The following is a 12,812-nucleotide window of genomic DNA, read 5'->3' as shown; positions in this document are numbered from 1 at the left end:
GCAGCGAAACGCTGGCGTAGCATGACGAGAAATCGTCCGGTACCCCCCGCGGACTGGAACGGAAGGCCGTCGCCACGTGAACCCATCAGCAGCGGAACCCCGCCCCGCCCGACTCGCCGTGGGCGTCGTGGGCGCGGGCCGGGTCGGGCCCGCCCTCGCCGCGTCCCTGCAGCTCGCCGGACACCGCCCGGTCGCCGTCTCCGGTGTGTCCGACGCGTCGCTGCGCCGTGCAGCCGAGCTGCTCCCCGGCGTGCCCGTCGTCCCGCCCGCGCAGGTGATGGAGCGGGCCGACCTGGTGCTGCTCACGGTCCCCGACGACGCCCTCCCCGGCCTGGTGCAGGGCCTGGCGGAGACCGGCGCCGTACGACCCGGGCAGCTCCTCGTCCACACCTCCGGCCGATACGGCGTCGGCGTGCTCGACCCGGCCCGGCGGGCCGGCGCGCTGCCGCTCGCCCTGCACCCCGCCATGACGTTCACCGGCACCAGCGTGGACGTGCAGCGGCTCGCCGGCTGCTCCTTCGGGGTCACCGCCCCCGAGGAGCTGCGTCTAGCCGCCGAGGCGCTGGTCATCGAGATGGGCGGCGAGCCCGAGTGGATCGCCGAGGCGGCGCGCCCGCTGTACCACGCGGCCCTGGCCCTGGGGGCGAACCACCTGGTCACCCTGGTGGCCCAGTCGATGGAGCTGCTCCGCCAGGCGGGCGTCGCGGCACCGGACCGGATGCTGGGCCCGCTGCTCGGCGCCGCCCTGGACAACGCGCTGCGGTCCGGCGACGCCGCCCTGACCGGCCCGGTCGCGCGTGGTGACGCCGGTACGGTGGCCGCGCACGTGGCGGAGCTGCGCAAGCACGCGCCGGCCACGGTCGACGGCTACCTCGCCATGGCCCGCACCACCGCGGACCGCGCCCTGGCGCACGGTCTGCTCAAGCCCGAGCTCGCCGAGGACCTGCTCGGCGTCCTCGCCACGGGCCCGGCCACCGAGGGACGCCCCGACAGCGGGGGCCCGGAAGGAGACGACGACCGATGAGCCCGACGACCCCCGCCACCCGGGCGCCCGGGGGTGCGCCGGGCGCGGCGCGCCCGGGCGTCGCGCTCGTCCACACCCGCGAGGCGCTGGACCGGCTCCGTGACGGCGCCCTGACGCCCACGGCCCGCCCCGCCCCCGCCCCGGCGGCCGCCCCCGCCCCGGCGGCCGCCCCCGCCCCCGCCATGCCCCCGGGCCCGGCAGCCCCGGCCCCGACTCCGCCGGCCGCCCACGGCCAGGCGGACCCGGCCGCCCGGGCCATCGACGCCACCCACCTCCCCGCCCCCCGCGTCGCGGTCGTCATGACGATGGGCGCCCTGCACGAGGGGCACGCCACGCTGGTGCGGACGGCGCGCGAGCACGTCGGCCCCACCGGCTTCGTCGTGGTGACCGTCTTCGTCAACCCGCTGCAGTTCGGCGCCGGCGAGGACCTCGACCGCTACCCCCGGACCCTCGACGCCGACGTCCGGATCGCCGAGGAGGCGGGCGCGGACGCGGTGTTCGCCCCCTCCGTCGACGAGGTGTACCCCGGCGGCGAGCCGCACGTCCGCATCACTGCGGGACCCATGGGACAGCGGCTGGAAGGCGCCTCACGCCCCGGGCACTTCGACGGCATGCTGACCGTCGTGGCCAAGCTGCTCCACCTCACCCGCCCCGACGTGGCGTTCTTCGGGCAGAAGGACGCCCAGCAGCTGGCCCTGATCCGCCGCATGGTCCGGGACCTCGACTTCCGCGTCGAGATCGTCGGCGTGCCGACGGTCCGCGAGGCCGACGGACTGGCGCTGTCCAGCCGCAACCGCTACCTGTCGCCCCGCGACCGCCGCACCGCGCTCGCCCTGTCCGCCGCGCTGTTCGCCGCGCGCGACCGGCTCGCCGCCCAGCAGGCGCTGGTCGCCCGCGCCGCCTCACTGCCCGCGTCGCAGAGCCGGGCCGACGCGCTGTCCAGGATCGGCGAGTCCCGCGCCGCGGCCGACACGCACGCCGTCGCCCAGGCGGCGCACGCCGCGGGCGGCGGCGCCGACGCCGTGCGCGCCGCGGCCGGCGCCGTACTGGAGGAGGCGGCCAAGGCCGAGCCGCCCCTCGTCCTCGACTACCTCGCCCTGGTGGACCCGGCCGACTTCACCGAGGTCCCCGACGGCCACACGGGCGAGGCCGTCCTCCTGGTCGCCGCCAAGGTCGGTACGACCCGGCTGATCGACAACCTGCCCCTGACCCTCGGAGCACCCGCATGACCGGCATACGACTGCAGGCCCCGGCGCCCGGCTGGGCCATCGACGCCGACGTGGTCGTCGTCGGCTCCGGCGTCGCCGGCCTGACCGCCGCCCTCCGCTGCACGGCCGCCGGGCTCCGCACGGTCGTCGTCACCAAGGCCCGGCTCGACGACGGCTCCACCCGGTGGGCGCAGGGCGGCATCGCCGCCGCGCTCGGGGACGGGGACACCCCCGCCCAGCACATGGACGACACCCTCGTCGCGGGCGCCGGGCTCTGCGACGAGGTCGCGGTGCGCACCCTGGTCACCGAGGGCCCCGACGCCGTGCGCCGCCTGATCGCGACCGGCGCCCGGTTCGACACGGACCCCGCCGGCACCATCGAGCTGACCCGCGAGGGGGGCCACCACCGCCGCCGCATCGCCCACGCGGGCGGGGACGCGACGGGCGCCGAGATCTCCCGCGCCCTGGTCGACGCGGTCCGCGAGCGCGCCGTCCGCACCATCGAGAACGCGCTGGTCCTGGACCTGCTCACCGACGCCGACGGCCGGACGGCCGGCGTCACCCTGCACGTCATGGGCGAGGGCCAGCACGACGGCGTCGGCGCCGTCCACGCCCCGGCCGTCGTCCTCGCGACCGGCGGCATGGGCCAGGTCTTCTCCGCCACCACCAACCCGGCCGTCTCCACGGGCGACGGCGTCGCGCTCGCACTGCGGGCCGGCGCTGAGGTCAGCGACCTGGAGTTCGTCCAGTTCCACCCGACCGTCCTGTTCCTCGGCCGTGAGGCGGAGGGCCAGCAGCCGCTGGTCTCCGAGGCGGTACGGGGCGAGGGCGCCCACCTGGTCGACGCGGACGGCGTGCGGTTCATGGTCGGGCAGCACGAGCTGGCCGAGCTGGCCCCGCGCGACATCGTCGCGAAGGGCATCATGCGCCGGATGCGCGAGCAGGGCGCCTCGCACATGTACCTGGACGCCCGCCACTTCGGTGCCCGGATGTGGGAGTCGCGCTTCCCGACCATCCTCGCCGCCTGCCGCGCGCACGGCTTCGACCCGGTCACCGAACCCATCCCCGTCGCCCCGGCCGCCCACTACGCCTCCGGCGGCGTCCGCACCGACCTGCGCGGCCGCACCACCGTGCCGGGCCTGTACGCGTGCGGGGAGGTCGCCTGCACCGGCGTCCACGGCGCCAACCGGCTCGCCTCGAACTCCCTCCTGGAGGGCCTGGTCTTCGCCGAGCGCATCGCCGACGAGATCGCCGCCGCGGCCGGGACGTCGCGGGCGGGCGCCCCGGCCCCGCACCCGGCCCCGCGGGTCCTGCCGCTCCTCGACCCGTCCGCCCGCGCCCGTGTCCAGCACGTCATGACGCACGGCGCCGGAGTGCTGCGTTCCGCCGCCAGCCTCGCCGAGGCGGCCGAGCAGCTGGACGCCGTGTACGCCGAGGCCGCCGGCGGACCGACGGCCGCCGCGACCGGCACCGAAGGCACGAGCACCACCCGCACCGAAGGCACCGACGGCACGAGCACCGGCGCGGACAAGACGGCCGAGCCCGGCGTGGAGTCCTGGGAGACCACCAACCTCCTGTGCGTCGCCCGCGTCCTGGTCGCCGCCGCCCGCCGCCGCGAGGAGACGCGCGGCTGCCACTGGCGCGAGGACCACCCGGACCGCGACGACACGGCCTGGCGCCGTCACCTCGTCGTCCGCCTCGCCCCGGACCGGAGCCTGGACGTCCGGACGACCGACACCCAGGAACTCCCCCCGACCACCCCCGGCGCCCGGACGCCCGGCACCCCCGGCCCGGCCACGCCCGGGACCACGACGCCCACCACCCCCGACCCCGCCGACAAGGCCGCCGCCCGCAGGGAGCCGCAAGCATGAGCACGCCCGAAGAACGCCCGCAGCCCGTGGACGTACCCCTGATCCAGATCGGCGCGCCCGCGTCGGCCCAGGAGGCGGCAGGAGGCGGCTGCGGCGACGGCTGCGGCTGCGCGGCCGGCCCGGAGGGCGACGACGAGGTGTACGAGTGCGGGCTCGACCCGGCGCTCGCCGCGCTCCTCGCCCAGGCGGGCCTCGACCCCGTGCTCGTCGAGGACGTCGCGTACCGCGCGGTGGAGGAGGACCTGGACGGCGGTGTGGACGTGACGACGGTCGCGACCGTGCCCGAGGACGCGGTCGCCACGGCGGACTTCACCGCGCGCGAGGCCGGTACGGTCGCCGGCATCCACGTCGCGGAGGCGGTGCTCTCCATCGTGTGCACCGCCGAGTTCGAGGTGGAGCGGCACGTCGCCGACGGCGACCGGGTCGAGGCGGGCCAGAAGCTGCTGTCCGTCACCGCCCGCACGCGCGACCTGCTGACCGGTGAGCGCAGCGCCCTCAACATCATGTGCCGCCTCTCCGGCATCGCCACCGCCACGCGCGCGTGGGCGGACGCCCTGGAGGGCCACAAGGCGGAGGTCCGCGACACCCGCAAGACCACGCCGGGCCTGCGTGCCCTGGAGAAGTACGCCGTGCGCTGCGGCGGCGGCGTCAACCACCGCATGTCCCTGTCGGACGCCGCGCTGGTGAAGGACAACCACGTGGTGGCGGCGGGCGGCGTGGCCGAGGCGTTCAAGGCCGTGCGGGAGCAGTTCCCCGACGTGCCGATCGAGGTCGAGGTCGACACGCTGCACCAGGTCCGCGAGGTCCTGGACGCGGGCGCCGACCTGATCCTGCTGGACAACTTCACGCCGCTGGAGACGGAGGAGGCCGTCGCGCTCGTCGCGGGCCGCGCCGTCCTGGAGTCGTCGGGCCGGCTCACCCTGGAGAACGCCGCCGCGTACGCCGCGACCGGTGTCGACTACCTCGCGGTGGGCGCCCTCACCCACTCGTCGCCGATCCTCGACATCGGCCTGGACCTGCGAGAGGCCCGGGGCTGACCGATGCTGCTCACCATCGACGTCGGCAACACCCACACCGTCCTCGGCCTCTTCGACGGCGAGGAGATCGTCGAGCACTGGCGGATCTCCACGGACGCGCGCCGCACCGCCGACGAGCTCGCCGTGGTGCTCCAGGGGCTGATGGGCATGCACCCGCTGCTCGGCGACGAACTGGGCGACGGCATCGGGGGCATCGCGATCTGCTCGACGGTCCCGTCCGTCCTGCACGAGCTGCGCGAGGTGACCAGGCGCTACTACGGCGACGTCCCGGCGGTCCTCGTCGAGCCCGGCATCAAGACGGGCGTCCCCGTCCTCACGGACAACCCCAAGGAGGTCGGCGCCGACCGGATCATCAACTCGGCGGCGGCGGTCGAGCTGTACGGCGGCCCGGCGATCGTCGTCGACTTCGGCACGGCGACGACGTTCGACGCGGTGAGCGCGCGCGGCGAGTACGTGGGCGGGGTGATCGCGCCCGGCATCGAGATCTCCGTCGAGGCGCTGGGCGTCCGCGGCGCGCAGCTGCGCAAGATCGAGGTGACGCGGCCGCGCGGCGTCATCGGCAAGAACACCGTCGAGGCGATGCAGTCGGGCATCATCTACGGCTTCGCGGGCCAGGTCGACGGCGTCGTCGCCCGCATGCGGCAGGAGCTGGTCGGCCCGGACGGCGACCCCTCCGACGTCACCGTCATCGCCACGGGCGGCCTGGCGCCGATGGTGCTCGGAGAGGCGAAGCTGATCGACGAGCACGAGCCGTGGCTGACCCTGATCGGTCTGCGCCTGGTGTACGAGCGGAACGTCTCCCGCCTGTAGCCGCCGTACCACCCGGCCGTCGTACGCCGCGCCGGCGCGGATCCCCGCCGATCCGTCCGCCGTACGCCCCCACCCCGCCCGGCCGCCCCACCCCGCCCGGCCGCCACACGGCGGCCGGGCGGAGCCGTGTCCGGCCAGGCACCCGGCAACGCGCCCGGCACCCTGCACGAACTTTGTCCGATAAGCACGTATTGTCAGTACATGCCCACGCCATACGGATCACGAGGCGGCCTGGCGTTCAGCGCAGACGAGCTGCGTGTGCTGCGACGCGCCCTGGGACACGCCCTGCACCCGACCCCGCTCGACGGCCAGGACGTCCGGGACTGCCTGCGCCTCTCCGCGGCCGTGGAGGAGGCGGCCCGCGAGGGGGACCGGCTGAGGGCCTTCGTCCTGGCCGACCTGGCCCGCTACCGCGCCTCCCTCCCCGGCGCCGCCGCGGGCTACCTGGAGTTGCTCCGGGACGCCCTGGCCGCCGGGTACGCCCCCCGCGCCGAGGACCTCGCCGCCCTGCGCGGCCTGCGCGCCACGCCCGCCGCGGCGGCGCTCCTCGCCCGCTGCGAGGCCCCCGCCGAGCGCTCCTCGCGCACTCGGCCGGCCCGCCCGCGCCCACCCGCGGCCACGACGGCGACCATCCCCGCCCCCGCCGGCCCCCGCACGCGGCTCTTCGTCCTGCCGGGCGGCCGCAGCGAGGAGGAGGGCGGGCCGAGGAAGCCGCAGCCGCCCAAGCCGTCGTCCCCCACACCGGCCGAGCGCCCCGTTCCCAAGCCGTCCGAGGTCTTCCCGCCGCGCCGGCGCCCCGCCCCGCCCCCGTCGGAGAAACGGGTCGCGGGGTAGCTAGTCTGGATGCCATGGACTACGTATCCGCGCTCCTTCCGCCCGTGGTGATGGCCGTCTTCTTCACCGCGGTCGTGGTGACGATCGTCAAGAGCCAGGGCGGCCCGAACAAGACCAAGGAGGACGCGGCCGTCGAGGCGGCGTTCGCGCGCGCCGAGTCGGTGCGCCAGGCCGACGGTTCGGCGGAGCCGGGCCAGGCCTGACCTCCTGACGGCCCCCGGTGGGCCTCGTTCGAGGACGTACGACGCGTTCCGCGTCGTACGTCCTTTTTGTCACGTCAATAGGTGTTCCTTCCGCGAAATCCCACTATGGTGGCGGTGTGCCCCGTCCCTTGGGAGAGCTGGAAGACGCCGTCATGACGCGCGTCTGGCAATGGAACCGTCCGGTCACCGTCCGGGAAGTCCTGGAGGATCTGCAGCGGGAACGGTCCATCGCCTACACCACGGTCATGACCGTGCTGGACAATCTCCACCAGAAGGGCTGGGTGCGGAGGGAAGTCGTCGGCCGGGCCTATCGATATACGGCGGTCTCCACGCGCGCGGCCTACTCGGCCGCACTGATGAACGAAGCGTGGTCCCAGAGCGACAACCCGGCAGCCGCGCTCGTCGCCTTCTTCGGCATGATGTCGTCCGAGCAGCGGGAAGCGCTGAACGACGCGATCCGGATCGTCCAGCGCGACGTCCCGGAAGGAGCGGGCGAAGTGCCGGAAGGCTCCGCCCGCCCCGAACGCGAAACAGCGGGAAATGCCGCCGGGCCGGAGCGCGGAGAACCGTCGAATGCGCCGGCGGAAGGCATTGGTCCGGACATCCCCGCACGTACGCCCCCGCACACGAACCCCGCACCCGGCGACGAGTCGTCACCGCCGCCGGCGGGATCGGACACCGCCACCGCTCCGGACGCGCCGGAATCCACCAACCGGTACGCCGGACAACCACCGCCCGGATCGCCGGCACCCCCGGAAAACGTTCCCACCGACGCCGGAACACCTTCCTCAGTGCCGGACGCCCCGGAGTGGCGCGGGGAAGTGGACCGGGACGGGGGCGGCACCCCACCGCCCGGCGCGACGGCGGCCCCGCCCCCCACGGCGGCCGCACCCCCCGGTGCAACTCCGTCTCCCGGGGCGCCTCCGCCCCACGCGCCGGCCACGGCCCCCGCTGCGGCACCGGCCGCGCCCCCCGCACCGGCCACGGCCCCCACCGCGGCTCCACCGCCCGACGCCCCGCCCCCCGCCGCCACCGCGCCGCCCGGTACGGCGGACGCCCGGCCCGGGGGAGGGTCCGACTCCGGCGGTCGCCCCGACACCGACGGCGCCGGACGGGGCCAGGGTGCCCAGCGGCCACCCGGCGCGGAGCGATAGCGTTCGCAGGCATGTCCTCCACGTCATCCGCGTCCGCCCCGACCCCGCCCTCCCCGGAGCCCTCCGGGAATGCCCGCGCGAAAGCCGTCACCGTCCGCCGGGCGAGGACCGCGGACGTCGCCGCGGTCCGCCGGCTCGTCGACCCCTTCGTCACGCGCGGCATCCTCCTCGACAAAGCGACCGTGACGCTTTACGAGGACATCCAGGAGTTCTGGGTAGCGGAACGCGACGAAGACGCTACGGTCGTGGGTTGCGGCGCACTCCACGTGATGTGGGAAGATCTCGCCGAAGTGCGCACTCTCGCCGTGGACCCCGACTTCAAGGGCGCGGGCGTCGGCCATCAGGTGCTGGACAAGTTGCTGCACACCGCCCGCTGGCTCGGGGTGCGCCGGGTATTCTGCCTCACCTTCGAAGTGGACTTCTTCGCGAAGCACGGCTTCGTCGAGATCGGCGAGACCCCCGTGGACGGAGATGTCTACAGCGAGCTGCTGCGTTCCTATGACGAGGGCGTCGCCGAGTTCCTCGGTCTCGAACGAGTGAAGCCGAACACCTTGGGTAACAGTCGCATGCTTCTGCACCTGTGACCCTGCCCGCAGGACGATCCCTATGTCCGAATCGCGTATGTTTCCCGCGTTCTCGCGGTTCTGAACCTGTGCCGAGGGTTTGTGTTTTCCAGAGAAAAGCGGTTTCCTTTCCGCGTACTGCATTTTCGATGAAAGGAAATCCGGTGGCACAGAAGGTTCAGGTCCTTCTTGTCGACGACCTCGACGGCGGCGAGGCGGACGAGACGGTGACGTTCGCTCTGGACGGCAAGACCTACGAGATCGACCTCACCACCGCCAACGCGGACAAGCTCCGCACCCTGCTCGAGCCGTACACCAAGAGCGGCCGGCGCACCGGTGGCCGTACCGCGGGTGGCCGCGGCAAGGGTCGCGCGGCGGCGAACGGCAGCCAGGACACCGCGAAGATCCGCGCCTGGGCCAAGGAGAACGGCTACAACGTGAACGACCGCGGTCGCGTGCCGGCCGAGATCAAGCAGGCGTACGAGGACGCCAACCGCTGACCCCGGGCGCACCGGCGCCGGGGGCGCGGCCCTGGATCCGGCCCTCGGGGTGGGCTCCGTCCCGGCCGCCGTCACCGGCACGGGCCCCGTCGCGGGCACGGGCGGCCAGCAGTCGGGCCCGGTGGCACTCCGCCGCGGCCACCGCGACGAGCCGTACGAGCCCGGAACCGCCCGAGAACCCCGCGACCCCCGTGATCCCCGCGAGCGTGGCCTCCACTTCGCGCCCCGGCACGGGTGGCCGCAGCCAGCCGGCGGCGCCGGGCACCTCCCAACCCGGCGGAGCGGGGGCGGCCATCCGGCCGCCCACCCCCCGGGCGGCCAGGTCCAGGCCCACGCCGCCCCACTCCAGCCACTCCAGGAGGCCGGGGAGCTCCTCCGCGCTCCCCGCCGCCACCAGGATCCGGGCCCGCCCGCCGGCGACGGCGACGGGCCACTCGCCCTCCACGCGCCGGACCACGGCGAGCCCCGCGGCGGCCGGCAGGTCCAGGACGTCGAAGCGGACCCCGGCGAGCAGCCCGGCCGGCGGCCCCGCCACCGCGGGCCAGCCCAGCCGCTCCGCGTACCAGCGGGCGACGCGCGGCCCGTCCACGGGGCGTCCGTCGAGCGGTGTGCGCGGGGGAGGGACGGTGGGCGTCATGCCCGGGGAACTCCCGGCACCCCACGGAAGTTACGCACGGTGGGACATGATCGCTGTGCGTGATCGGATGGGGGGCGTGCGGGCGCACTCGACGGCGCAAGGGTGTTCGCCCGTAGCTGAGGCGGAGGGGGTGCGCCGCATGGAGTGTCGGTGGTTCCGGGTAAGACATCCCTTGTGGGGAGGGGCGACACGCGGGCGCGGACGTCTCACGTTCGCCATCGGCGTACTGCCGGTGCGGGTATCTGCCTGGCCTGCGGGAACATCGTCTCGCACCATCGGGTTGGAGCATTTGTCGGCGTTCGGGTCCGGAGGCCATCGACGGGTGTCGGCAGTTGGAATGAGCGGTCCCCGCTTGCGGGACTAAGCTGCGGAAGGACAGGGAGGGGACCGACCCCTTACTGCCTGACCGCTCTGAGGAGCGATTAACGATGTTCGAGAGGTTCACCGACCGCGCGCGGCGGGTTGTCGTCCTGGCTCAGGAAGAAGCCCGGATGCTCAACCACAACTACATCGGCACCGAGCACATCCTCCTGGGCCTGATCCACGAGGGTGAGGGTGTCGCCGCTAAGGCCCTGGAGAGCCTCGGGATTTCGCTCGAGGCGGTCCGCCAGCAGGTGGAGGAGATCATCGGCCAGGGCCAGCAGGCCCCGTCCGGTCACATCCCCTTCACGCCCCGTGCCAAGAAGGTCCTGGAGCTGTCGCTCCGTGAGGCCCTCCAGCTCGGCCACAACTACATCGGCACCGAGCACATCCTGCTCGGCCTGATCCGCGAGGGCGAGGGCGTCGCCGCCCAGGTCCTCGTGAAGCTGGGCGCCGATCTCAACCGGGTGCGGCAGCAGGTCATCCAGCTGCTCTCCGGTTACTCCGGGGGCAAGGAGGCGGCCACCGCCGGCGGTCCCGCCGAGGGCACGCCCTCGACCTCCCTGGTCCTCGACCAGTTCGGCCGCAACCTCACGCAGGCCGCCCGCGAATCCAAGCTCGACCCGGTCATCGGGCGCGAGAAGGAGATCGAGCGGGTCATGCAGGTACTGTCCCGCCGGACCAAGAACAACCCGGTCCTCATCGGCGAGCCCGGCGTCGGCAAGACGGCGGTCGTCGAGGGCCTGGCGCAGGCCATCGTCAAGGGCGAGGTGCCCGAGACCCTCAAGGACAAGCACCTCTACACGCTGGACCTCGGCGCGCTCGTCGCCGGCTCCCGCTACCGCGGTGACTTCGAGGAGCGCCTGAAGAAGGTCCTCAAGGAGATCCGCACCCGCGGCGACATCATCCTGTTCATCGACGAGCTCCACACCCTCGTGGGTGCGGGCGCCGCCGAGGGCGCGATCGACGCCGCCAGCATCCTCAAGCCGATGCTGGCCCGCGGTGAACTCCAGACCATCGGCGCCACCACGCTCGACGAGTACCGCAAGTACCTGGAGAAGGACGCCGCGCTGGAGCGCCGCTTCCAGCCCATCCAGGTCGCGGAGCCGTCCCTGCCGCACACCATCGAGATCCTGAAGGGTCTGCGCGACCGTTACGAGGCGCACCACCGCGTCTCGATCACGGACGAGGCCCTCGTCCAGGCCGCGACGCTGGCCGACCGGTACATCTCGGACCGCTTCCTGCCGGACAAGGCGATCGACCTGATCGACGAGGCCGGTTCCCGGATGCGCATCCGCCGGATGACCGCGCCGCCGGACCTCCGCGAGTTCGACGAGAAGATCGCCTCCGTCCGCCGGGACAAGGAGTCCGCGATCGACGCGCAGGACTTCGAGAAGGCCGCGTCCCTCCGCGACAAGGAGAAGCAGCTCCTGGCCGCGAAGGCCAAGCGGGAGAAGGAGTGGAAGGCCGGCGACATGGACGTCGTCGCCGAGGTCGACGGCGAGCTGATCGCCGAGGTCCTCGCGACGGCCACCGGCATCCCGGTCTTCAAGCTGACGGAGGAGGAGTCCTCCCGTCTGCTCCGCATGGAGGACGAGCTCCACAAGCGCGTCATCGGCCAGAAGGACGCCATCAAGGCCCTGTCGCAGGCCATCCGCCGTACGCGGGCCGGCCTCAAGGACCCGAAGCGCCCCGGTGGCTCGTTCATCTTCGCCGGCCCGTCCGGTGTCGGTAAGACCGAGCTGTCCAAGACGCTCGCCGAGTTCCTCTTCGGCGACGAGGACGCGATGATCTCCCTCGACATGTCGGAGTTCAGCGAGAAGCACACCGTCTCGCGCCTCTTCGGCTCCCCGCCCGGATACGTCGGGTACGAGGAGGGCGGTCAGCTCACCGAGAAGGTCCGCCGCAAGCCGTTCTCCGTCGTCCTGTTCGACGAGGTCGAGAAGGCCCACCCCGACATCTTCAACTCCCTGCTCCAGATCCTGGAGGACGGTCGCCTGACCGACTCCCAGGGCCGGGTCGTGGACTTCAAGAACACCGTCATCATCATGACGACCAACCTCGGGACGCGGGACATCTCCAAGGGCTTCAACCTGGGCTTCGCCGCCCAGGGTGACGTCAAGACCGGCTACGACCGGATGAAGGCGAAGGTCAACGAGGAGCTGAAGCAGCACTTCCGCCCCGAGTTCCTGAACCGCGTCGACGACACCGTCGTCTTCCACCAGCTCAGCCAGGAAGACATCATCCAGATCGTCGACCTGATGATCGCCAAGGTGGACGAGCGCCTGAAGGACCGCGACATGGGCCTGGAGCTCAGCGGTGACGCGAAGATCCTCCTGGCGAAGAAGGGCTACGACCCCGTGCTGGGCGCCCGTCCGCTGCGCCGGACGATCCAGCGCGAGATCGAGGACATCCTGTCGGAGAAGATCCTCTTCGGCGAGCTGCGCCCCGGTCACATCGTGGTCGTGGACACCGAGGGCGAGGGTGAGGAGAAGAAGTTCACCTTCCGTGGTGAGGAGAAGTCGGCGCTGCCGGACGCCCCGCCGATCGAGGCGGCCGGCGGACCGGGCCCGAACCTCTCCAAGGACGCGTGACACCGGACGCGTGACAC

The 12,812-nt window shown here is 73.5% G+C and carries 11 protein-coding genes and 1 pseudogene; 11 read left to right on the top strand and 1 reads right to left on the bottom strand.

From position 1 onward, the window contains the following. Positions 1 to 76 precede the first annotated feature (76 nt). The 10 genes and pseudogenes from ACF053_RS08925 (at position 77) to ACF053_RS08880 (ending at position 9,204) form a co-directional block, all read left to right on the top strand. A complete protein-coding gene (locus tag ACF053_RS08925; protein ID WP_391953249.1) occupies positions 77 to 1,024 on the top strand; it encodes a Rossmann-like and DUF2520 domain-containing protein in 948 nt (315 codons plus the stop codon). A 299-nt stretch (positions 1,025 to 1,323) separates the two neighbouring features. Then, complete coding sequence (panC, locus tag ACF053_RS08920; RefSeq protein ID WP_391953681.1) at positions 1,324 to 2,253, top strand: pantoate--beta-alanine ligase; 930 nt, start codon at positions 1,324 to 1,326, stop codon at positions 2,251 to 2,253. Continuing rightward, positions 2,250 to 4,103, top strand: a complete 1,854-nt coding sequence (locus ACF053_RS08915; RefSeq protein ID WP_391953248.1) for an L-aspartate oxidase — start codon at positions 2,250 to 2,252, stop codon at positions 4,101 to 4,103. The genes panC and ACF053_RS08915 overlap by 4 nt, the downstream gene beginning before the upstream one ends. Next, a complete protein-coding gene (gene nadC, locus ACF053_RS08910; protein WP_391953247.1) occupies positions 4,100 to 5,140 on the top strand; it encodes a carboxylating nicotinate-nucleotide diphosphorylase in 1,041 nt (346 codons plus the stop codon). The genes ACF053_RS08915 and nadC overlap by 4 nt, the downstream gene beginning before the upstream one ends. Positions 5,141 to 5,143: 3 nt before the next feature. Next, positions 5,144 to 5,950, top strand: a complete 807-nt coding sequence (locus tag ACF053_RS08905) for a type III pantothenate kinase (protein ID WP_391953246.1) — start codon at positions 5,144 to 5,146, stop codon at positions 5,948 to 5,950. A 201-nt stretch (positions 5,951 to 6,151) separates the two neighbouring features. Further along, positions 6,152 to 6,784, top strand: a complete 633-nt coding sequence (locus ACF053_RS08900; protein WP_391953245.1) for a hypothetical protein — start codon at positions 6,152 to 6,154, stop codon at positions 6,782 to 6,784. 14 nt (positions 6,785 to 6,798) lie between these two features. Next, positions 6,799 to 6,987, top strand: a complete 189-nt coding sequence (locus tag ACF053_RS08895; protein WP_391953244.1) for a hypothetical protein — start codon at positions 6,799 to 6,801, stop codon at positions 6,985 to 6,987. Between the two features lie 116 nt (positions 6,988 to 7,103). Next, positions 7,104 to 7,577: pseudogene (locus tag ACF053_RS08890) on the top strand (BlaI/MecI/CopY family transcriptional regulator); the annotation flags it as partial. Between the two features lie 575 nt (positions 7,578 to 8,152). After that, the gene (locus ACF053_RS08885) at positions 8,153 to 8,725 is read left to right on the top strand and encodes an amino-acid N-acetyltransferase (RefSeq protein ID WP_391953243.1); all 573 of its coding nucleotides are present in this window, start codon (positions 8,153 to 8,155) and stop codon (positions 8,723 to 8,725) included. A gap of 143 nt (positions 8,726 to 8,868) precedes the next feature. After that, positions 8,869 to 9,204 (top strand): histone-like nucleoid-structuring protein Lsr2, encoded by a 336-nt coding sequence (locus ACF053_RS08880; protein WP_058942847.1) that lies wholly within the window; start codon positions 8,869 to 8,871, stop codon positions 9,202 to 9,204. Here ACF053_RS08880 and ACF053_RS08875 read toward each other — a convergent pair. Then, the gene (locus ACF053_RS08875; protein ID WP_391953242.1) at positions 9,173 to 9,841 is read right to left on the bottom strand and encodes an SCO3374 family protein; all 669 of its coding nucleotides are present in this window, start codon (positions 9,839 to 9,841) and stop codon (positions 9,173 to 9,175) included. The two genes, ACF053_RS08880 and ACF053_RS08875, sit on opposite strands and share 32 nt — an antisense overlap. Positions 9,842 to 10,269: 428 nt before the next feature. On the opposite strand from ACF053_RS08875, the gene ACF053_RS08870 reads away from it, so the two are divergent. Continuing rightward, entirely contained in the window at positions 10,270 to 12,795 is a 2,526-nt protein-coding gene (locus tag ACF053_RS08870) for an ATP-dependent Clp protease ATP-binding subunit (protein WP_391953241.1), read from the top strand. Positions 12,796 to 12,812: the final 17 nt, after the last annotated feature.

The organism is Streptomyces kanasensis (assembly GCF_043077165.1).
GTDB lineage: Bacteria > Actinomycetota > Actinomycetes > Streptomycetales > Streptomycetaceae > Streptomyces > Streptomyces changanensis.
This window is presented reverse-complemented; position numbering and strand designations above follow the sequence as displayed.

What these genes read in the sequence shown, in the direction of transcription:
- ACF053_RS08915 (WP_391953248.1), top strand. Translation starts at nt 2,250, where the DNA reads ATGACCGGCATACGACTGCAGGCCCCGGCGCCCGGCTGGGCCATCGAC.
- ACF053_RS08870 (WP_391953241.1), top strand. Translation starts at nt 10,270, where the DNA reads ATGTTCGAGAGGTTCACCGACCGCGCGCGGCGGGTTGTCGTCCTGGCT.
- ACF053_RS08895 (WP_391953244.1), top strand. Translation starts at nt 6,799, where the DNA reads ATGGACTACGTATCCGCGCTCCTTCCGCCCGTGGTGATGGCCGTCTTC.
- ACF053_RS08875 (WP_391953242.1), bottom strand. Translation starts at nt 9,841, where the DNA reads ATGACGCCCACCGTCCCTCCCCCGCGCACACCGCTCGACGGACGCCCC.
- panC (WP_391953681.1), top strand. Translation starts at nt 1,324, where the DNA reads ATGACGATGGGCGCCCTGCACGAGGGGCACGCCACGCTGGTGCGGACG.
- nadC (WP_391953247.1), top strand. Translation starts at nt 4,100, where the DNA reads ATGAGCACGCCCGAAGAACGCCCGCAGCCCGTGGACGTACCCCTGATC.
- ACF053_RS08905 (WP_391953246.1), top strand. Translation starts at nt 5,144, where the DNA reads ATGCTGCTCACCATCGACGTCGGCAACACCCACACCGTCCTCGGCCTC.
- ACF053_RS08900 (WP_391953245.1), top strand. Translation starts at nt 6,152, where the DNA reads ATGCCCACGCCATACGGATCACGAGGCGGCCTGGCGTTCAGCGCAGAC.
- ACF053_RS08885 (WP_391953243.1), top strand. Translation starts at nt 8,153, where the DNA reads ATGTCCTCCACGTCATCCGCGTCCGCCCCGACCCCGCCCTCCCCGGAG.